The organism is Bacteroidota bacterium, assembly GCA_008933805.1.
In the GTDB taxonomy this organism is placed as follows: Bacteria; Bacteroidota; Bacteroidia; order UBA8524; family UBA8524; genus SB11.
In genome coordinates this window covers 123,888-145,093 of the sequence record WBUH01000006.1, presented here as the reverse complement: position 1 = coordinate 145,093, position 21,206 = coordinate 123,888, and the positions used below count along the sequence as shown (strand labels likewise).

At 41.9% G+C, this 21,206-nt stretch carries 22 protein-coding genes; 11 read left to right on the top strand and 11 right to left on the bottom strand.

Features of this window, described 5'->3' with window-relative positions:
* Positions 1-44 precede the first annotated feature (44 nt).
* Together F9K23_08095 and F9K23_08090 are read left to right on the top strand one after the other, a co-directional pair.
* Positions 45-746: an SGNH/GDSL hydrolase family protein gene (locus F9K23_08095; protein ID KAB2916556.1), complete on the top strand. Its 702-nt coding sequence runs from the start codon at positions 45-47 to the stop codon at positions 744-746.
* 53 nt (positions 747-799) lie between these two features.
* Entirely contained in the window at positions 800-1,081 is a 282-nt protein-coding gene (locus tag F9K23_08090) for an N-acetyltransferase (protein ID KAB2916555.1), read from the top strand.
* 7 nt (positions 1,082-1,088) lie between these two features.
* Here the strand turns inward: F9K23_08090 and F9K23_08085 are convergent, their stop codons facing one another.
* The 5 genes from F9K23_08085 to F9K23_08065 form a co-directional block, all read right to left on the bottom strand.
* Positions 1,089-2,474, bottom strand: coding sequence for a T9SS type A sorting domain-containing protein (locus F9K23_08085; protein ID KAB2916554.1), 1,386 nt, complete (start codon positions 2,472-2,474; stop codon positions 1,089-1,091).
* A gap of 41 nt (positions 2,475-2,515) precedes the next feature.
* Positions 2,516-3,889: a T9SS type A sorting domain-containing protein gene (locus F9K23_08080; GenBank protein KAB2916553.1), complete on the bottom strand. Its 1,374-nt coding sequence runs from the start codon at positions 3,887-3,889 to the stop codon at positions 2,516-2,518.
* Positions 3,890-4,011: 122 nt separating this feature from the next.
* A complete protein-coding gene (locus tag F9K23_08075) occupies positions 4,012-5,448 on the bottom strand; it encodes a T9SS type A sorting domain-containing protein (GenBank protein ID KAB2916552.1) in 1,437 nt (478 codons plus the stop codon).
* A gap of 60 nt (positions 5,449-5,508) precedes the next feature.
* On the bottom strand, positions 5,509-6,144 hold the full coding sequence (gene pdeM, locus F9K23_08070; GenBank protein ID KAB2916551.1) for a ligase-associated DNA damage response endonuclease PdeM: 636 nt from the start codon (positions 6,142-6,144) through the stop codon (positions 5,509-5,511).
* A gap of 15 nt (positions 6,145-6,159) precedes the next feature.
* Positions 6,160-6,603 (bottom strand): nucleoside deaminase, encoded by a 444-nt coding sequence (locus F9K23_08065; GenBank protein KAB2916550.1) that lies wholly within the window; start codon positions 6,601-6,603, stop codon positions 6,160-6,162.
* A 91-nt stretch (positions 6,604-6,694) separates the two neighbouring features.
* Between F9K23_08065 and bshA the strand changes: the two genes are divergently transcribed.
* The 5 genes from bshA (at position 6,695) to F9K23_08040 (ending at position 11,697) form a co-directional block, all read left to right on the top strand.
* A complete protein-coding gene (gene bshA, locus F9K23_08060; protein ID KAB2916549.1) occupies positions 6,695-7,840 on the top strand; it encodes an N-acetyl-alpha-D-glucosaminyl L-malate synthase BshA in 1,146 nt (381 codons plus the stop codon).
* A 51-nt stretch (positions 7,841-7,891) separates the two neighbouring features.
* Positions 7,892-8,635: a response regulator transcription factor gene (locus F9K23_08055; protein ID KAB2916548.1), complete on the top strand. Its 744-nt coding sequence runs from the start codon at positions 7,892-7,894 to the stop codon at positions 8,633-8,635.
* A gap of 399 nt (positions 8,636-9,034) precedes the next feature.
* Entirely contained in the window at positions 9,035-9,730 is a 696-nt protein-coding gene (locus F9K23_08050; protein KAB2916547.1) for a DUF4290 domain-containing protein, read from the top strand.
* Between the two features lie 9 nt (positions 9,731-9,739).
* The gene (gene murA / locus F9K23_08045) at positions 9,740-11,056 is read left to right on the top strand and encodes a UDP-N-acetylglucosamine 1-carboxyvinyltransferase (protein ID KAB2916546.1); all 1,317 of its coding nucleotides are present in this window, start codon (positions 9,740-9,742) and stop codon (positions 11,054-11,056) included.
* Positions 11,057-11,109: 53 nt separating this feature from the next.
* The gene (locus F9K23_08040) at positions 11,110-11,697 is read left to right on the top strand and encodes a TlpA family protein disulfide reductase (GenBank protein ID KAB2916545.1); all 588 of its coding nucleotides are present in this window, start codon (positions 11,110-11,112) and stop codon (positions 11,695-11,697) included.
* A 112-nt stretch (positions 11,698-11,809) separates the two neighbouring features.
* Here F9K23_08040 and F9K23_08035 read toward each other — a convergent pair whose 3' ends face one another.
* Positions 11,810-12,811, bottom strand: coding sequence for a glycosyl transferase (locus tag F9K23_08035; protein KAB2916544.1), 1,002 nt, complete (start codon positions 12,809-12,811; stop codon positions 11,810-11,812).
* Complete coding sequence (locus F9K23_08030; protein ID KAB2916543.1) at positions 12,777-13,634, bottom strand: UDP-2,3-diacylglucosamine diphosphatase; 858 nt, start codon at positions 13,632-13,634, stop codon at positions 12,777-12,779. Before F9K23_08030 ends, F9K23_08035 begins: the two co-directional genes overlap by 35 nt.
* 97 nt (positions 13,635-13,731) lie before the next feature.
* Here F9K23_08030 and F9K23_08025 point away from each other — a divergent pair, with 97 nt between their 5' ends.
* Positions 13,732-14,628, top strand: coding sequence for a hypothetical protein (locus F9K23_08025; GenBank protein ID KAB2916542.1), 897 nt, complete (start codon positions 13,732-13,734; stop codon positions 14,626-14,628).
* A gap of 40 nt (positions 14,629-14,668) precedes the next feature.
* On the opposite strand, the gene F9K23_08020 is transcribed toward F9K23_08025, so the two are convergent.
* Genes F9K23_08020 through F9K23_08005 form a run of 4 tightly spaced genes read right to left on the bottom strand, consistent with a single transcriptional unit; the run spans position 14,669 to position 18,904 of the window.
* A complete protein-coding gene (locus F9K23_08020) occupies positions 14,669-15,844 on the bottom strand; it encodes a hypothetical protein (GenBank protein KAB2916541.1) in 1,176 nt (391 codons plus the stop codon).
* 49 nt (positions 15,845-15,893) lie between these two features.
* Positions 15,894-16,841 (bottom strand): glycosyltransferase family 2 protein, encoded by a 948-nt coding sequence (locus F9K23_08015; protein KAB2916540.1) that lies wholly within the window; start codon positions 16,839-16,841, stop codon positions 15,894-15,896.
* A complete protein-coding gene (locus F9K23_08010) occupies positions 16,842-18,479 on the bottom strand; it encodes a hypothetical protein (protein KAB2916539.1) in 1,638 nt (545 codons plus the stop codon).
* Between the two features lie 17 nt (positions 18,480-18,496).
* The gene (locus F9K23_08005) at positions 18,497-18,904 is read right to left on the bottom strand and encodes a GxxExxY protein (protein KAB2916538.1); all 408 of its coding nucleotides are present in this window, start codon (positions 18,902-18,904) and stop codon (positions 18,497-18,499) included.
* 110 nt (positions 18,905-19,014) lie between these two features.
* On the opposite strand from F9K23_08005, the gene F9K23_08000 reads away from it, so the two are divergent.
* The 3 genes from F9K23_08000 (at position 19,015) to F9K23_07990 (ending at position 21,162) form a co-directional block, all read left to right on the top strand.
* On the top strand, positions 19,015-19,764 hold the full coding sequence (locus F9K23_08000; GenBank protein KAB2916537.1) for a class I SAM-dependent methyltransferase: 750 nt from the start codon (positions 19,015-19,017) through the stop codon (positions 19,762-19,764).
* Positions 19,765-19,915: 151 nt separating this feature from the next.
* The gene (locus F9K23_07995) at positions 19,916-20,662 is read left to right on the top strand and encodes a helix-turn-helix transcriptional regulator (protein ID KAB2916536.1); all 747 of its coding nucleotides are present in this window, start codon (positions 19,916-19,918) and stop codon (positions 20,660-20,662) included.
* A gap of 32 nt (positions 20,663-20,694) precedes the next feature.
* Positions 20,695-21,162 carry a GNAT family N-acetyltransferase gene (locus tag F9K23_07990; GenBank protein ID KAB2916535.1) on the top strand — a complete coding sequence of 156 codons (468 nt, stop codon included), beginning with the start codon at positions 20,695-20,697 and terminating at the stop codon, positions 21,160-21,162.
* Positions 21,163-21,206 lie beyond the last annotated feature (44 nt).

Sequence of the window (21,206 nt, the reverse complement as noted above, 5' to 3'; positions counted from 1 at the left end):
CAAACCTAAGTGCCTGCCGCTACGTATGTTTATAAACAGTTGGCATGAACAAGGTACTGAAAACTCTACTATTCCCCTTACTGGCTTTTACATTGTTTGTAAATTGCCGTAAGGCGGATGAGCCCGCAACAATGCAACCCGCAGCAAAAAAGATAAAAATATTGGCTCTGGGCGACTCTTACACCAAAGGCGAAGGCGTAGCTCAGGCGGTTTCGTTTCCGTATTTGTTGAAAGACCGCTTAGAAGCAACGGGAGAACTGGAAGTTGCTAAACTGCAAGTTATTGCCCAAACGGGATGGACGACCACCAACCTTAGTAACGCAATAAAAAACGCCAACATTGCCGACACTTTCGACTTGGTAACGCTGCTAATTGGGGTAAACAACCAATACCAACGTAAGCCGATGGCGTTGTACCAATCAGAATTTCCGCAACTGCTGCAAACGGCTATTACGTTTGCGGGCGGGGATAAAAACAAAGTGGTGGTGATCAGCATTCCTGATTACGGCGCGACCCCAATAGGCGAGGGTGATGCAGCACGAATAGGCAAAGAGATTGACGAGTACAATGCGGTGAATAAACATTTTGCCGACTCGTTACAGGTAGCCTATTTTGACATTACCCCCATCAGCCGTTTGGCAAAAAACGATTTATCACTGGTGGCGTACGATGAGTTGCACCCTTCGGGTAAAATGTATGCCTTGTGGGTTGATTTGATGTTTGACAGAATACGGGCAAATTTTTAACATTCGGTGTAAAGACAAACTCAATAAAAATATCCGATGTTTGTTGTACAGTTATGGAAATTAAACACAGAGAAGAAGGCCACAAAGGCAGTTTTTATATTGAGGGCGACGGCTTGATACAAGCAGAAATGACGTATAGTATGGCGGGCGACACCACTATGATTATCGACCACACCGAAGTAGGCGATTCGCTGCGTGGAAAAGGCGCAGGGCTGCAACTGGTAATGGCAGGAGTGGAGTATGCCCGCAAAAACGGGCTTAAGATTATTCCGTTATGCCCTTTTGCAAAAAGCGTTTTTGATAAGAAAACTGAAATACAAGATGTGTTGAGGTAATACCGCCTCAGTTTTTATAAAACTTAGCGGTGGCAATGCCGCTATTGCTCATTACCTGCACAATGTAAGTGCCCACTGCTAACCCCGAAACATCAATGCCTTGAGTTGGCATATGCTGCTCATGCAGAACAGTTTTTCCTGCCAAATCAGTAATTACAACTGTACTAAGAGGTTCGTTGGTCTCAATAAACAACGCGTTGGCCGTAGGGTTGGGGTAAATTTTCAGTGAAGGTGTATTTTGCTCATTAACAAAAATGCCCAATCCTCTTTTCCCTTTTTTAATTAGTGAATACCATGCGGTTTCATTTGTTATGCCTTTTACAAAGTATTCGTAAACGGTATCTGTTTCAATCGCTGTATCAATATAGCTTTTACCCGTTACGGGTATTGTATCCCAAAGGCTTGTGTTTTCCTTGCGCTTAAAAAGCCGGTAGCTCAAAGCAGAGTCTAACGTAAAATCACTCCATTTACATTCAAGCCCTTTCTTGCCAAATGGAATTACATCTAAGTAAATTCCGTTGGGGTGTTGAGGTTCTATTAAAAATAAAAGATGTTCCCTATTGTGTTGGGTAATCAGCTGGCCATTTCTGTACTCACTCACGGTTAATCCTACCAAAAACCTGCCTGTATTTGTGCCAAAAAAAGTTGCTTTGCCTGAGTTTCTATCCAGTTTAAAATTTGTATTAGTGCCCAGCGGAAAGCTGAAACTATAGCTGTTTCTATATAAAGCGACTGGAAAAACTGTTAGCGTCGACGGGTAGCTGGTGGCAATCGGGTTCGCTGCTGTTAAACCGCTCAGAGGTGTTGATAGAGAATAAACAAGGCTATCTCCATCAGCATCGTAGTTAGAAAAATCAAGCTCTGTAAATACGTTTATACCCATCACCATGTTTTCTTTAAATCCCAATACCCGCGGGGAACTGTTTTGGACGCCTTCAGCAGGTATATAAGCCAATGCGGTACTTCCCGTTTCGTCAACAATGTTAGAAATTGTGCTTCGGCAACAACGCTGCCATACTAACTGAAACCCATTGTGCCCCAAAGGAGCAATAAAAGTAAACGTGTAAATACCTGTGCGGTAACATCCCGGTGAAATTAAAACCGCTGATGGCTGCATAGCGGCAAATACAGCTTCTTCTTTTGTTAATGCTTGCTTAACTGTTTTTAAAAGGTTTTGGCTGGGATCATCGTATATTGCAATTAGAACAGTATCATCAAAAACAATCTGTGAAGCATTACAATCACGGTAAGCAACCAAGCTTATTTCATACACCTCCTGCCCTTGTTGGTTTAGCCCTTTAAAGTCGTATTGAATACTGCTGTTTATGATGTGGGTGGCTGATGCAGTGAAACAACTAAGCACTAATAAAAGGGTAGGGATAAGGGTTTTCATGCGGGGTTTTTTAGGTTGTTCCTGTTTGCTGATGTAATTTACTATTGTTTCACAAAGCGTAGCGTATTAACTAATTTCTCGCTCACAATAGTAAGCACATAAATACCTGCGCCCAAGCCCGAAACATCAACGCCTTGTGCCGCAGCGTATTGCACTGTAAGAAGTGTTTTACCGGTCAAATCAGCAATTACAACGTTACTAAGCGGTTCGTCTGTTTCAATAAAAACCGTATTGGTGGTTGGGTTAGGGAAAACTCTTATTTCTTTGGTTTCAAAAGGGCTGGCTACTTGTAATGCAGTCTTTTTACCTCCGACAGTCCATTGGTTTGAAAGCACCTTTACCGCCTTACTGTTTTTATTCCCTATCGCTCTTATCCGATACAACCGAAGTATTGTATCTGCAAAAAGCTGATTATCCTTCCAGTAGTTTTGGGAAGAGACCGTCCCCAATGTTACCCAAATTCCCGTATCTATTCGGCGGTCAACGGTAAAAACCTCGCTCCCGTTTAGTGAGTGCTGCCAAGATAAAACAGTACCGTTTTTATCGGTGTTTCCCCACAAATCAATATAGGCATTGTCAGGATTTTTAGGCAATACAGAATACAGCAGTATTTGTTTGTAGTAGCTGGCAATGGCTGCCCCATTTCTCCACTCGGTTACTGAAAAACCAAACAATACGCCTACGGGGTTGGTTGATTTGCAGGTAATTTGCCCCGATGCATTTAGCGTAATATCGCCGCCAAGCTTTGCTGCTGCTGTAGCAATATCTCCCATGGGCCAAAAAAGTTTTGACGAATCAAACACGTCCGGTATTCTTTCATAAGAGCTTAAGTTGTTATAAAGTACAGGGGCAAACTCGTAGGTAAGACTGTCGCCGTCTTTATCCGTTGATTGTGCGTTTATAACAAACGTTTCGCCCATTGCCATTGCGTGGTATCCGGCCAAATTATGTTCATGCATCGTGTGTTGGGCGGTGTTAGGCGGAACGGCACAAGTAGCACTTGAAAGCGAAGCTTGTCGTCCGTAAAGCGGGTTTTCCCTGTAGTACAGCGTGTAACCCGTTGCTGTGTTTGGAACGGCTAACGTATCTGAAAAAACTACCTTGTATAAGCTATACGCTGTTGAAGTGCCGGGTGAGAAATTGGGCAGTTCCTCGGTTACAGACTCAATCCTAAGTGTATCTCTCAATACTATTTTCCCGCTTTTTTTGGTTTCATAAACACTTATTGTCGGCCTTAGCGATGAGTTCGGCAGGGCAATGTATGACGAATAATAATTGATAAGCTCAACCCGCAGCAACATACTATCCGTTCCTGTGGGTTGCAAATACTGATACCGCAGTTCAACGGTGAGCGGAGTATTTGCCACCGCAAACCCCGAAATCAGCAATAAAAAGATAGTAAACAACTTGCCCATAGGTTATTGGTTTACAATACAACGCGATAACAATCGGTAAGGTTTAAACAGTATTGTACGTTTATCGAAAACAAAAAAGGGCCGCAAAACCGCGGCCCTTTTCAATGAGTTTAATTAACGTATTAATACACGCTTATTCTTTCGGTTAGCACTGCGCTTCCGTCGTAAATCTTAATCAGGTAAATGCCTTGTGGCAGCCCTTTTACTGAAATTCCTTCTGATACATCTTCCCCTTTAATCGTAGTTATTACTTTTCCGGTAATATCTATCAGTTGCGCCTTGGTGATTTTCACATCAGGAGCAGTGCTTACATACACCCTGTCGTTTGATGGGTTTGGATAAATAGCAACGCTATACTGCGGAATGCTTTGGGCAGATAGTGTTTTATTTCTAACAATAGCCGAATCAGCATCTGATGTAGGATTAGCACTAGAGTTAGCGGTTACTTTATAAAAATAATAAAAATCAAACTCAATGTTAGTGTCAACATACGATGTTGTCTGACTATCTAAAACCGCAATGGTGTTCCAGCTGGTAGAGTCCTTCCTTCTCCTTTCCAATGTAAAAGAGGTAACCGAGCCTTGTAAAGTATGGCTCCACAATACTCCTATTCTTTTCTTTTTAATATCAGGAGCGTTAGCCACAAGGTCAATTTTCTCAAGTTGAGATTGATTATTAGCCAACACAATAACTGCTTTCTCTCTGTAATAGCTGCCTATAAGAGTTCCGCCTCGCCATTCGCGTACTTCATAAGAAAGCGTGTACCTGCCCACAGAAGCTGCTTTTGCGTACAGCGTTCCCCTTATACTGTCTAATATCGTATAGCTATTGGTGGTTCCCAATTGCGCATTTACACTGTATCCGTTTACATAACCTGCTTGAGTAAACGGGGGAAATATTTCATTTTTCGGGCTTGGAATTGGGTTAACCGGGTCTCCTTCATTTATGGCGTTTACCCAATGGTAGCTTAGGCTGTCTCCGTCTTCATCTATGTTTGCAAACGAAGTAACAAAATGTGTTGCTGCATTCATAATCAACGGTGATTCGTCTTCAACATATGGAGAAACGTTTTGGGCAGAAGAACCTGTGTTAATTTTTACATAAAACAGATTGCCGTTATCGGCCGCATTGGTAAGGTTATCTGAACCATACCTGCAACAGCGGGTCCAAGCTAAATAATAACTGGCTATTGTTGATTTAAGCGTAATTTCTTTTTCATAAAAACCCCTCCAAAGACATAATGTTGAATCGGGTTTTGTATGAACTCCCCGGCCTTGTATTTTAGATTCGCCGCCTAAACTCATATTTATTGATTGGTCTAGTATATATTTACCATTGTCAAGTTTGTAAAGACCCACCGTTATAGTGTTATCAAAACGTAGAGGTTTGTTTGTTTGTGACGAACAATCTCTAACCAACTCCAGTGTTACTAGGTAAACCAAATCACCATTGTTGTCTGTCCCTTTGTATTTGTATTGTAAATTCCCTTGAAGAAGGTGTGTGGCCGATAAGGGCAATAGGCAGCCAAACAATAAAATAGATAGAAATATTCTTTTCATGGTGCTAATTTCTGGATTTTTTGTCGCTAATATCTATAAACAGGGCTTTTTTCGACAAAATCAACTCAATCTAAAAATTTTATCCTCGCTTATGGCAAAAATACGGTCGGTTTTTTTTGGCGCTAAGGCAAACAAGCCTGTTAGCTTGCCAAAAGAAGGCAATACCGCATATTTTTCTGAAAAAAAGAAACAGGGAAGCCTAAGCCTTTGGCCACCGCCTCCCGCAAGCCTTACTCCGGGATGAATATGCCCGTAAACATTATAGGCCGACGGGTTTTCTACCGGCTCGTGCGTAAATAAAAAGGGACCCAAATGCAAAAAATCAAACACCTCAAAGCCAAACCGTTTGTATTCGTTCTCGTGTAAAATATCGTGGTTGCCTTGCACCAAAGTATAGTGCAAGTGTTGATGCTTGCTGATTAATTGACCCAGCAATTCCCAATCGCTATTATAACTGCTGTGAAATAAATCACCCAAAAACAATACCTGTTTTAGCTGCGGAGTTTGCAGCAATTTTTCAAGCACTACAAAATCTTTTTGCTGACTTAGTAACGGCAACGGGATTCCGGCCTTGCGAAAGTGCATACTTTTACCCAAGTGCAAATCGGCCAGTATCAGTGTTTGTTGTGCGGGCCACCATATTGCCTTTTCAGGCAATAAAACCAACTCTTCTCCGCAAACCACTAGAGACTCCATGGTGTTTACTGCCCTTTATTTTCTTTTTGCCTTAAAAAACTCTTTCAGCAATACCGAGCATTCGTGCTCAAGTACCCCGGTTATCAATTCGGTTTTGGGGTGCAGCAAGTTTCCGTGTTTTGCAAAACCCCTCTTCTCATCTCCTGCGCCAAACACAACTCTTTCAGGCCGAGCCCAAAAGATGGCTCCGGCGCACATCACGCAAGGTTCAAGGGTAACGTATAGTGTGCACTCCTCTAAAAACTTACCGCCTAAATAATTACTGGCCGCAGTAATGGCAAGCATTTCAGCGTGTGCTGTTACATCCGTAAGTTTTTCTGTTTGATTATAGCCTTTGCCTATCACCTTGTTGTTGCAAACCACAACCGCTCCCACAGGAATTTCATCCTCCTCAAAAGCCCGCTGTGCCTCGCGTAAGGCAACACGCATAAAATACTCATCTGTAAAAATTGTATCCATTTTATACTGTTGCACAAAAGTGCCACAAAATTCACGCTATGGCAAACTGCTTATGAAACAAAACACTTAGTTTTGATGTTAAATTGAGCACATGAATATCGGAATAGTATGCTACCCCACTTTTGGTGGTAGTGGTGTGGTTGCCACAGAGTTAGGAAAGGCCCTTGCCATGAAAGGGCACAAAGTTCATTTCATTTCATATAGCCAGCCGGCACGATTAGATTTTTTTTCGCAGAATATTTTCTTCCATGAAGTAGGGGTGAGCAGTTATCCCCTGTTTGAATACCCGCCTTACGAAACCGCCTTAACGGGTAAACTAATAGATATTGCTAAGTTTGAGAAGCTTGACATTGTGCATGTGCATTATGCCATTCCGCATGCGGCGGCGGCAGTTTTTGCCAAGCAAATACTTGCGTTGGAAGGAATAAACCTACCGGTGGTTACCACCTTGCACGGCACGGATATTACGCTGATTGGTAAAGACCCTACTTACGAGCCTGTGGTATCATACTCTATCAATCAAAGCGACGGAGTAACAGCCGTTTCGGAAAGTTTACGGCAGCAAACGTTTGAAAACTTTAAAATCACCAACGATATTGAGGTGATATACAACTTTATCGATTTTGAGAAATTCAGCAAAAAGCCTCGCGATTATTTCAAAAAAGCAATTGCGCCCTACGGTGAATTTTTAATTGCACATACCTCAAACTTTAGAAAAGTGAAAAGGGTAGGAGATGTGTTGCAGGTGTTTAAAAAAATATCTGAAAAACTACCCGCAAAACTACTACTGATAGGCGACGGGCCTGAACGTATAAATATTGAAAAAGAATGCCGCGAGCTGGAATTGTGCGGTGATAAAGTGGTGTTTTTGGGCAAACTGGAACCGATTGAAGAAATTTTATCGGTGTGTGATTTATTCATACTTCCTTCTGAAAGTGAGAGTTTTGGTTTAGCTGCGTTAGAAGCAATGGCCTGTGAAGTTCCTGTAATATCATCAAACACGGGCGGTTTGCCTGAGTTGAATATTCACGGGGTTACCGGCTTTACTTCAAATGTGGGCGATGTGGACGATATGGCAGCCAATGCTTTAAAAATTCTTCAATTGCCTGAAGTGCATCAACAATTTAAAAAAGCAGCCTTTGAACAGTCTAAAAACTTTGGTTTAGACGTAATTATGCCACAATATGAATTACTTTATGAAAAAGTGATTGAAAAACATTTGGCAAAAGTTTCATAATTTGCGAATAATTGAATGAACACATAAACTGTCTTGTGCAGTAATATACCTATGAACAAAAAATACAGGGTTTTAGTAGTGGAAGACGACCTGATGACTCAGGAGCTTATCAAAGAACAACTAAAAAACTTTGATGCCTTAACTGTAGTAGGCAGTGCAAATACGCTACTATCTGCAAAAGATGCCATTGAAGACAGTGACCCTGAAATTATTTTTTTAGATATAGACCTTAACGGCGCCAGTTCGTTTGATTTAATTCCCTACATAAAACCTACCTGCAAAATTGTATTTATAACTGCCAGCCCTACACAGGCAGTAAAGGCGTTTGAGGTTAATGCTACCGACTATATTTTAAAACCCATCAGCCTTGAAAGGTTGAATAAAACGGTTGCCAAAATAACCGACCAGATGAACGAAGGGGAGGAGGAAGATAGTCTTTCTGATAACTCTAAGTTTAAGCTCGACCAGATGATAATGGTAAACGCCGAGCATAAAATGGTGCTTATTAAGGTAAAAGACATCAACTACATATCTGCATACGGTAACTACACCAAAGTGTTTCTTGAAGATAACAAGATGTATGTTACATACGGCTCTATCAAAAACTGGATGCACCGTTTGCCCAAAGAAGCGTTTTTCCAAATACACCGCTCTACTATTGTTAACCTGCTGAATGTGATTAAGATTGACAAGTGGACCAACGATACCGGCCGTATGTACCTTAAAAACGTCAACGAGCCGTTTGAAATAAGCCGCAACTTCTTTAGCGAGCTTAAGAAAACCTTTAAGATTTAACCCTTTTTATTTACAAGCACTCCCACCGTGAACAAGGTAAACTTGTTTGGCTGTAGTTTCTTGTTTATCGCTTTGCCTGCCCCTGTCATTCCCAACTTGATTGGGAATCTCGCTTCTTGACAACGTCCAAAACCATCGGGAATAAATCCCGATGCTATTGATAGAGTGCTGGCAATCTATCAATAGCGGCAGGTACAAAGACCTGCCGTCAACCCATAATCGTCTTCCCTACATGGGAGGGAAAAGTTGAGACACTTTTAGCCGGGTAAGCACCTGGGTTGAGGCAAATAGTTAACGATTTATCCGTCAATGGCATCACTAAATATTGTTCTGTGTGCACTAACCATACATTTATAAATATTAACGATTAAATTGCGAACTCTTTTTAGCTTATAGCAAATGACCGACTACAAATTACCGGAATATAATACGGTACGCAACCACCTTGTTTTTTCAGAGTACGGACGCAACGTACAACGCTTGGTTGAGTACCTTGGCACGATAAAAGACCGTGAAGAACGCAACCGCAAAGCCAATACAGTAATTGCCATTATGGGGAACTTAAACCCCCACTTGCGCGATACTGCCGACTATAAACACAAGTTGTGGGATCACCTGTTTGCCATGTCTAACTTTACGTTAGATGTTGACTCACCGTACCCAATTCCAACACCAGAAACCATTAACAAAAAGCCGGACAGAGTTCCTTATTTGGGCAACCATATCAAGTTCAGGTTTTATGGCCGCAACGTGCAGTCGATGGTGAAAAAGGCTGCCGAAATGGAAGAAGGAGAAGAGAAGCAGTACTTCATCAACATGATAGCTTCGTTTATGCGTAACAGCAGTAAAAACTGGAACGACGAAAATCTTTCAGCAGAGGCTATTGCAGACCATATTGAAGTATTGTCAGAAGGTAGACTGAAAGTGCGTGCCGAAGACCTTACCCTTAGCGATGTGGGCCGCTATCAACCCAACAACAATTACAGGCCCAACAACAACCAGCGGAACAACAACTTTAAAAACCGTAACAACGGCCACAAAAACCGCAACAATCAAAACCAAAACCAAAACCAAAAACAACGCCGCAAATACTAATACGCTGCTATGGCTTTTTTTAAAATACAGGGGGGTAAAAAGCTACAAGGCGAGGTTACGCCGCAAGGGGCCAAAAACGAAGCCCTGCAAATATTATCAGCAGTATTGCTGACACCCGAAAAAGTAACCATTCATAAAATACCCGCCATCCGCGATGTATTAAAGCTTATAGAACTGTTGGGCGATATGGGCGTTGCTGTTGAGCAGCTGGGCCCAAACAGCTACAGTTTTGAAGCAAAAAACGTAAACCTTGATTACCTGCGCTCTGATGATTTTCGCAAAAAAGGGGGCGGACTTAGGGGTTCTATCATGGTGGTGGGGCCTTTGCTTACCCGTTTCGGCCGCGGCTATATGCCAAAACCGGGCGGTGATAAAATAGGTCGCCGTCGCTTAGATACGCACTTTTTAGGCTTTGAAAAACTTGGGGCTGTTACGTCGGTTCAATACGACGAGGCAGGCAATGCCCTATACCGTCTTGAGGCTGAAAAGCTGCAAGGCACTTATATGTTGCTGGATGAACCATCGGTAACAGGTACGGCCAATATTATTATGGCTGCTGTGATGGCAAAAGGCATCACCACTATTTACAACGCCGCTTGCGAGCCCTACATACAGCAACTTAGCAAAATGCTAAACAGCATGGGTGCTAAAATCAGCGGTTACGGCTCAAACCTGATAACTATTGAAGGCGTAGAATATTTGGGCGGTTGTACACATACCATGTTGCCCGATATGATTGAGGTAGGAAGTTTCATTGGTCTTGCCGCCATGACTCAATCCGAAATCACGATAAAAAATGCAGGCATTGAACACTTGGGGATCATTCCCCAAACGTTTGGCCGTTTAGGCATACAAATGGAGTTTAGGGGCGATGATATCTTTATCCCCGCGCAAGAAAAGTACAGGGTGGATACGTTTATGGACGGCTCGATACTTACCATTGCCGACGGACCTTGGCCGTTGTTTACCCCCGATCTTATCAGTATTATGCTGGTAGTGGCTACACAGGCCGAAGGTAACGTGCTGATACACCAAAAGATGTTTGAAAGCCGCCTGTTTTTTGTAGATAACCTGATTGATATGGGCGCGCAGATTATTTTGTGCGACCCGCACCGTGCCAACGTTATGGGGCTTAACCGTCGCTCTACACTAAAAGGTATCACCATGTCGTCTCCCGATATACGCGCCGGGGTTTCGTTATTGATTGCTGCATTAAGTGCAAACGGAACCAGCATTATACACAACATTGAGCAAATAGACCGAGGTTACGAAAACATTGACAGTCGTTTGAAAGCACTTGGTGCCCAGATTGAACGCTTTGAATAAATAAACACGTACAACCCGATAAAAACGGAACTGTTTTTGTGTGAGGTATAGAAATGGATAAAACCAAAATGAAGAAATACACCCTTTATGCACTTCCATTAGTAATGGTTTTTGGTATTGGTTTGGCCTTTGCGGTTGATGTTACCAAAAAAACCAAAGAGAGCGAGCGTGCTTCAATCACCGAGGCGATTACGCAAAACCCGCCCGAAGTGGGTGATGCTGCTCCCGAAATTGCTTTACCTACCCCTAATGGTGATACGCTTCGCTTATCAGCATTAAAAGGAAAAATTGTATTGATTGATTTTTGGGCATCGTGGTGCAAGCCTTGCCGTTCAGAAAATGTAAACCTTGTTAAAACTTACAACAAGTATAAAAGCATAGGCTTTAAAAACGCCTCGGAGTTTACCGTATTCAGCGTATCGTTAGATAATAGCAAAAGCAGCTGGCAAGCGGCCATTGATAAAGACCGTTTGAGCTGGGAATACCACGTATCGGATATGTTAAAGTGGGAATCAGGCCCTGTGACTACCTACGGAGTTGAAGCGATACCAGCCAACTTTTTGCTAAACGAAAAGGGCGTTGTGGTAGCTAAAAACCTTCGTGGTGCCGACCTTGATAAAGCCCTTGAAAGCTTACGATAGCTAACAGCACACACTTAAACCACTAAGGCGCGAAAACACTTTATTTAGTGTCTTTGCGCCTTAGTGGCTTTATATAAATCAGGGTTCTGTTTTCTTCTACTACACAAGGCGGTTACACCATTACCAATTTGCGGTGTTTTGCCACCAGTTCGCCCACAAAGTCAGCGGTTTCATCGGGGTAATCAATGTGTATGTGCTTGCCGTATTCAATCCAGCTGTTCAGCTGGTTCAAAAAGTTTCCGTTTATTTCAGTAATCACCGTACAGCCCGCCTTTTTAGCACCCAAAGCATTGCAATGTTGTTCGTATTGGCCAATCATGGGTACTACCATCACTTTTTTGTTTAAGAAAATAGCCTCGGTAGGTGCTTCAAATCCGCCGGCGGTAATTAAGCCCATACAGCCCTCCAGGCTCTTTGTATAAGCTTCGCTGTTAATTGGGTACACAAACGTGTTTTCGACCCTGTAAGGGGCTTTTGTGTGCTTGCTGAATACCTCAAACTTTACCCCGTTTACTTTGGTAAATTTTGTCACCAAAAACTTATCATCGTGGGCGGGTAAATACACCGTAACATGGCCGAGATTTTCAGGCTCAAGCCTTCGTATATCCTCGCGGATAACGGGGGTACGTATAAAATCGTCGTACCGCTCAAAGTGAAAACCGATATGTTCTTGCGAGGGCGAGTAATTACGAAACACCCACTCCACAAAAGGGTTCTTTTTATCAGGGCGCGGCGTGTGCGGCGATAGAAACGCCGCTTGGTGGCTCATGGCTACGCAGGTTTTTCCGCGCAGTTTGCAAGCCCATGCCGTAACGGGTTCAAAATCGTTAATTATCAAATCGTAGTTGTGCACCGGAAAATCCCACACATCCTTCATTAGTGTGAAGGTTCGCATGTTTTTCCAGCTATCCCAAAAATCAACCCCGCCTTTCTTTCCAAACGTAAAACTCCAGCCGTGCATTTTATATTTCACGGGGTGGTTCACGTTCACCTCACTTTGGGTTCCGCTGATAAGCACATCCAACTCACCGTTATTTGCCAAATGGGGGATAATCTCCCTTGCACGGCTCACGTGGCCGTTACCTGTCCCCTGTATGGCGTATAATATCTTCATAAACGTGCTGTATTTTGGGGGCAATCAACGCATCAATCTCATCCTTATCCAAAGCATCCTCAGCCTTATCATAGCCCATATCTTTATAAAAATTAAACACCTTCCACTCACCGTTCACATATTCCAACGAGGTTAGGTTCTCTACCCAATCGCCGCTGTTAAGGTACACCACTTTGCCCTTTTCGGTCACCACTTCTTTCATCATGGGTTGGTGTATATGCCCGCAAGCCACGTAATCGTAGCCGCTTTCAATGGCAATCTCTACCGCAGTGTGCTCAAAATCATCAATAAACTTAATGGCCTGCTTCACCCCGCTTTTTATCTTTTTTGATAACGATACCTTACCGCGGCGCAATATATTTTCAGAAATAAAGTTTACAAAGCGGTTTAGCAATATCAGCAAATCATAGCCCCAACCACCCAGCTTGGCCAGCCACTTACTGTGCTTCATGGTAATATCAAACACATCACCGTGAAAAAACCACATCTTTTTGCCGTCCATTTCAAGCACCAACTTGTTGTCAATCTTAAAGTTGTTCAGCTCAAAATCGGCAAAGCGGCGCAGCATTTCATCGTGGTTTCCGGTAAGATAATGCACCTGTGTGCCGTTGTTTATCATTTTCACAATGCGTTGCACCACCTTCATGTGGCTTTCGGGCCAAAAGCGTTTGTTAAACTGCCATATATCAATGATGTCCCCGTTGAGTATCAATATCTTGGGGTTAATTTTTTTAAGGTACTTGTTCAGTTCCTTAGCGTGGCAGCCATACGTACCAAGGTGTACATCAGATACTACGCAAATATCAAGCGGTCGTTTAGCCATAAAAATTAATGGGCGAATGTGGTACGAAGTTTTAAAGTAATTCTTACCATTGTGTTACGCTTCGTTTAATAAAACTAACAGAAAAGCAGGGTTTTAAGTGGATAAACAACCAACCGTATATTATTACCTTCAGTATGTTATTAAAACATTAATATATAGCCGCTTATGGGTGGCTTTTTGTGTTTTTGCGTTTACACAAACAGCGTTTGTACTGTTTACTGAGGTAGAAGGAGTCTCTGTTTACTCGGTAATTCTTGCGTTGGGCAGTTACGTGTTGTATGTGCTGCCGTTTTTGTATTACGGTGCCAAGGGGGTGATACGGGCATCAAACCCCCGCCAGTTATGGGTTGAGAAACGACTGAACCGTTTATACATCACAACTACTTTGGTGGCACTGGCTACGCTCGCTATGGCCTTTTTTTACTTAGATGTGTTTTTACGCTTATTGTATTACAGCGCACCTGTTGGCCTGCTTACGGTTTTCTACGAGCTGCCTTTAATACGTTTTAGGGGACGTTTTATGGCTTTGCGACAAATAGGCTGGCTAAAACCTTTTTTACTGGCGTTTGTGTGGTGGTACATGGGTGCCTATGTAGTAGCAATAGATAAGGCAGATGATGTAAGTTGTTTTGTCACTTATTTAACCATTACGGATAAATGGCTGCTGTTTCTGCAATATGTTTTGATGTTGGTGCTGAGTGTGCTGTTTGATATACGTGATGAAGAAGCCGACCGTTTGGCGGGCATACGCACGTGGCCTGTGGGGTTGGGCATTGCGCCAACCAAAAAATTGTTGCTGTTGCTTTGCTTGTTAAGCATTTCAGTAGCTACTACGGTGTTGCCGTCGGGTGGTTTTATGTTGTGTTATGCGGGCGTGTTCGGCCTTTTAGCCGTTTATACGTTTTTGCCCTTGTACAAATTGCCTTGGTGGTTTTATGATATAGCCGTTGACGGTATCATGTTACTGCAATGGCTGTTGGTGCTTTTGCTATAATCTTTTATTGTTAGCAAGCAGTGCGGGAAGTATAAGGTTATCAGGACTGGAAAAGAATACCTAATAACGATGAAATAATTCCTGTGGCAAGAGGAGCAGAAGATTTGAGAATTTCACCAATAACGCCCTTTATAGAATCATCGATTTTTAGCGGTTTCGAGTTATCATCATTAACTCTTGGTTGCTGAGCTTGTAAGTGGTACAATTTTAAGGCTGCAGGCAGATAAAAGATAGCTATTAACAAACTATAGATTAAACCATAGGCAATAACAAAATCATTATGTATAGGGCTTTTACCCATATCTTTTGTTACCTTTTGTATTAACTGTAATTGGTTTGTAGCAGTATACAGTAGCGATGTTGTAATCATAACAAATGAAAAGCCTATTGAAATAGCCAATAAAAAAAGCTTCAGTCTCTCTTTGAGGTAGGTCACTTTAACCGTTTCATCACTTGATAATTCTGACGACAGCCTATAGATAAACATCATTCCCATGAAAATTGGTCCACAAGCAATAAAGCCAATTAGGTTCATTAGTAAAAAACGTCCGTCCCATTCGGGTATGAAAAGTGTTGTGAACAGCGGAGTTGAATCGAGAATGGATGAAAATAATGTGATATGGAAGCCTAAAAGAATAAAGAAGGAGAACCCAAAATAAGCCCATCGCTTCTTCCACAGCCCGTAAGTTGAAAAGTGTTCACTTTTATTAATTTCCTCAGCTAAAACCCATAAAGGGAAAAAAGAAGCAAACCACATAACAAACATTGCAATGATAAATGTTGCCCAAATGAGGAAAGCAGGGTTTTTTCTAAAAAACTCTATATCAGAGGTGTATTGTTTTTGGTAATCTTGTATAAGCTGTGACTGTGTAATAGTTATCTTTTTAACTGTATCATAAGTAATTAATACAGTGTCAAGGGTTTTAGTTATAGAGTCCTTTTGGGCCTTAACATTATTAGCCATTCCGTGCCCCCAATAACTGATGGTAAGCTTGCGGTTACTGTCTCCATAAAATGCTATGATTTTGCCACAATAACTGCTGTCTTTTGTTGGACACGGTGGAGTAAAGATGATTTCCGAAAAAACAGACTTAGGTTTAGCCGTTAAATCAAATAAGTCGTTTCCAAAAATGATGAAATGACTTGTGATAAAGCCAACGAAACCCATAAGAATAAGAAAATATGGGCTTTTTTTTATTGCAAAAGATGATTTCATCAAAAGGAAATAGCCGTCTTGTTTTAGCTAATTTAAAGGTTTTGTTTAACTAAACATTCACCTTCTTTTTCACAATGTACTCAGGGCGGTCTTTCACTTCGTCGAAAATGTTTCCGATGTATTCGCCCAATACGCCTACGGTAATTAGCTGAACCCCGCCAAAAAAGATAATAGTGATAATGAGCGAAGCCCAACCGGGTACTTCTTCCAAATCACCGCTTACCTTTTCAACAACTACAACGGTGGTTAAAATCAACCCGATAAGTATGCTTACCAACCCAAGATTAAGGGCAAGTTTCAGTGGCTTTTTGCTGAAATAGAACATCCCGATGCTGGCTAAGTGCAACAATTTGCGCAGCGAGTATTTGGTTTCGCCGCCGGCACGACCCGGGCGGTTGTAGTAGAACGGTGTTTGCGAAAAGCCCATCCAACTGATAATACCGCGAACGTATTTGTTCTTCTCGCGGAATTGCTTGAAGGCATCTATCACGTGGCGGTCAATCAAACGGAAGTCGCCCGAATCTAAGGGCAAATCCACTTCTGAAAGGTAATTCACCGTGCGGTAAAAGCCTTTGTAGGCCAGTTTTTTAAAGAAACCAACGCCCTCTCTGTTTTGGCGTACGCAGTACACCACGTTGGCCTGTGTTTCTTTATACTTTGCAATAATATCGGGGAAAAGCTCCGGAGGGTCTTGCAAATCGGCATCAATAATAATGGCAACGTCGCCCGTAGCTTCGCAAATACCTGCGCACACGGCAGGCTGATGCCCAAAATTGCGCGAAAACGAAAGCAGTTTAATGTTGGGGTTGGTGGCCGCGCGTTCTTCTAAAATAGAAAGCGTGCTATCACGACTGCCGTCGTCAATAAAAATAACCTCGTAGTTGGTGTGGTAGCCGTTGGCATTTATCACCCCCATTAATCGGTCAAAAGTGGTGGCTATAACGTCTTCTTCGTTATAGCAGGGGATAATTACCGATAGCCTAAGTTGTTCGCTCATTTATTTAACTTTCTCAAAAACTGCTATCTGGAAACTCCTGTCTTTGGCAGTAACCATCAGCGGTTCTAAAAATTTATATCCGTTTTGTTCAAAATATTCAGGCATTACACTGCCGGGTGTACGGTTGGGGCGGTAGCCGTAGTGGCTGTCCCAAACCATTAAGCTACCCACCGGGGCCGCCATAATGCTGGCACTATCAAGCGTGCCTGTTTTTTCTTTGCGGCTGTTGGTTTCAGTAAGCCAATAGTACCAAATGTTTGAGTGGTTGCAATACAAGGGGCGGTCTTTCAAATCGCCTTGCTTGTTAAGGCGCTGCACCAATTGACGCACCGATACATTTTCTTCCGATAGTTTGTATGGGTGCACCTCTTTGCTGGCATACAGTAAACCCAATCCTGTAACCACACCCGTTAGTGCCAATCCTTTCAACGGGATAAAGTAAAGTGCAGCCCCTGCCAACACAAACACAAAGGGGAAAAAGTCTTTTATTTTATCTTCTGTTTTTGGGTCGATGGTAAATTTCAGGTAGCTATGCTCGTAAGTCATAAAAATCAGTACGAATACAGCAAGAGCGCCCAAAACAATTCCTAACTCTGATAAACTAGGGCGTTTAAGCCACAGCAAACTTAGTGCTCCTAAGGTTGCTACCAGTGGCGAAATGGCCGTCATATAGCGCAAGTTACCGCCGGTTGCAGGGCCAATTTCAGGGCTTTTAAGGTTAAATATACAGTGAATGGCAAAGAAGAATACAAAGGGCACAAACACAAACAATACTTCTGAGTCTTTGCTTTTCAACCATCCTTTTGATACTGCGGCTTTAAGTATTTGATAGGTGGCTACGGCGAGCAATGCTATTTGGATAGCTCCAAAAACTACTGCCGACATTAATATGTAATGCTCCAATCCTTGTTTGGGATATTCTTTAGCATAGGCTGCTGATGTGGCAGCAGCTTCAGTAATCATGTACCAAAAATCACCTTTGGCACTAAGTGTCCACAAAGCGTATAGAAGCGGGAAAACACCCAAAGCAATCATAGGCACCCACTTGCGCTTAATTAACAGATACAAGCCCATTAAAAGGGCTAAGGGAATAAGTTCTTGGCGGATTAACACATCATACGAAAGCAACAGGGAGCTAAACAGCCATTTCTCTTTTAAAGCCAGATAAACGGAGCCGATGAGCAATACGCCCGAAAGTATATCGGCGTAGTTGCGGAAAGAAATTTCAATCCAAACAGGTTGTAGGGCAGCTAATACAAAGGCAAGCACAGCCGCTTTTTTATTAAAATGCTGGGCAGTTTTAGCAGCCAGCCAGCATCCCAAGGCACTTATGGCGCAGTTAAACAATACTACAAACTTATAGCCCAATAAGGCGGGCAAGGCGTACAGCAGCTTGTAGCCGGGTTTTGCCCAGTTACCCATTACGCTGGTAGGGTCGTCCCAAAAGCCCAGCATACTCATAAAGTGGGCAATCTCATCGTCCTGATAAAACCCTACAGATTTGGTGGAGTAAAAGTAAAAGCCCACCAATGCGGCGGCAGTAAGTATCCACAAATGCGACTCTTTACTGCCAAAGCCCTCTTGTTGGCCAACAGTAGCTGCGGCAGTTTCTTTTTTGGGAGTTTCTTTTTTTACCATCCGGTTTACCTTGATTATTAGGGATTGGGTTGATTTAAGGATTTTTTGTTTAAGGGGTGTTTTTTATTATATATCCGTTTAAACTCTAAACTCTTTGCTCCAAAATTAATAAGTAAACCCATAGGCAGGTTATAAACTTCAAGATAATTCAATGCTTGCACAAAATGATAATCCTCAAATGCTCCTACGGCTTTTAATTCCAAGCATATTATATCATCAATCAGAAAATCTACGCGACGGGTTCCAATTTCAGTTTCGTCGTAAAAAATCTTCATTTCCTTTTCTCTAACAAAAGAAACGTTGTTTTTAGTAAGCTCAATTGCCAACGCCCTTTGGTAAATCACTTCCTGAAAACCACAGCCTATCTTTGAATGAACTGTCATGCAGCATCCGATAATCGTATGAGTGGTCTCTTCGTAAATCATAAATAAATAGCTAATGAGTTAACTTTAACCGCAAAAAAAGAGCGACAGGATGAAAAATCCTAAAAATCCTTACCAATCCTAAAAATCAGGGCATAAATTGCACCCTCAAAATGGATAAACGCTACTACAAAGAGTATTACACTCTAGAACGCGGGCATTGGTGGTTTACCGTGCGTGCCCAAATATTGGAGGATTATGTTCGCAGGAATATATATAAAGGCAGCCCGCTTAAAATTTTGAACGTTGGGGTGGCAACGGGTGCTACCAGTGATATGCTGGCAAAGTTTGGTGAGGTTACCTCGCTGGAATATGATGCGGATTGTTGTGCCTTTTTGCGTGAAGAGTTGAATAAGGAGGTGATTAACGGTTCAGTACTTGAGCTGCCGTTTGGTGCCGGCGAATATGATTTGGTGTGTGCGTTTGATGTGATTGAACACGTAGAGGATGATACGCTGGCCGTACGCGAAATGAAGCGCGTGTGCAAACCCGGCGGAGATTTGTTTATTACCGTTCCTGCGCTGATGGTGCTTTGGAGCCAACACGACGAGGTGAACCATCACTTCCGTCGCTATAAGATGAGTGGTGTAAGAGCCTTGTTTGAAAAAGATACCGACGGCTCAGAGCGATTTTCAAGTTATTTCAACTCGCTGCTGTTTCCTCCCATTTTTGTGTTCAGGGTGCTTTCAAAACTATTGCCCAAGCGTAGCACAAAAAACAACTCAGGATCAGATTTCGGGGTGTTCAACAACGGTTTTACCAATAAACTATTGGCAGCATTTTTCAGGATTGAACTAAGCTGGCTTCGTTTCTCAAAATTTCCTGTAGGGGTTTCTATACTGTATAGCTGGAAGAAGAGTTAAGTGCCTTCTTTTTGTTGATAGCTATACGCATTACTTGATAATGAATGCTGGCTGTCAAATAAACACTCAGTGCTTATGTTCGTTGTCGTTTTAAAAAATGAATAAGGGTATTACACAAAGTGTAGTTTACTTTTGCTAATTGTTCCGTTAGATGGTAAAAACAATGATAGTCAAAGAGTTTGATACCAACAAAGGGCTCTATTTCTTTGAGTTTGAAGATGATGTTGAGACAGAATATCACAAACACCCCGCGATTGAAGTTATCATTGCTAAATATGGGACATTTACCTTATGGAACGGCCTAGAGGGTTTTTCAAACTTAAAGTTTGCAATTATTGGAGCTAATCAAAAGCACAGACTTTGTGCAAAAAATTGTGGGCTAAAAGTATTTATGTTTGAACATCATAATAAACAGATAAATGACTGCTTAACTTTTGCAAAAATTGACTTGAAAAATGGTTTCTTCATTGAATCATTGTACGAAAAAGCGCACAAAACCATTGATGTAATTTTACAACAAACGATGAAGGGAAGTTTTGCAACGGAATATGACCGCCGTATAAGGACAGTTATTGATTTTTTAAATACCAATACTTACGAACACAGCATAACAATAAAAAAGCTGCAATCTGTTACTAATCTTTCAGAGAGCAGACTTTCTCATCTTTTTAAAACTAATGTCGGCATTTCATTAAAAAAATACCTTGTTTGGGTCAAGTTGAAATCAGCCATAAAGGAGCATTTAAACAATAAAGAGGATTTATTTTATGCACTAATTAATAGCGGGTTCTACGATCAACCTCATTTTAGTAAAAGTTTCAAAAGTATGTTAGGCATTAAACCCTCAAAAGCATACAATAGCAGAACCGTACAAGTATTGCCCGTTAATCCATCATAGCTTTGCTCTACCATTAATAAACACTAAGAAAAATGTCAGACAACATCAGAGCAATAAATAAGAGCGATTTAGATGACCTTAAGAATGTAATAGCTACAAGTGGACTTTTTCCTCCCGATTTGCTCGAAGGTATGGTTTCTGATTATTTTTCTAACCCTGAAACACAGGATATTTGGTTAACACAACTTTACAATAATAAACCCATTGCTGTTGCTTATTGTGCCCCCGAAAGGCTTACTGTAGGCACATATAATCTTTATTTGATTGCTGTTCATAAAGATTTTCAAGGGAAAGGTATAGGCAGAAAACTAATGAGTTATGTTGAGCACCTGCTCAACTCACATGGTAATCGTATTTTGTTGGTTGAGACGTCCGGCTTACCTGAGTTTGAATTAACAAGGAAGTTTTACGACATATGTGGTTACAAGCGCGAAGCTGTCATTAGGGATTTTTACCTTGATGGTGAGGACAAGGTTGTTTTTTGGAAAAGGCTTAATTAAAGAACTATATACAGACCATAATAAATATTTTGGCTTCGTTTCTC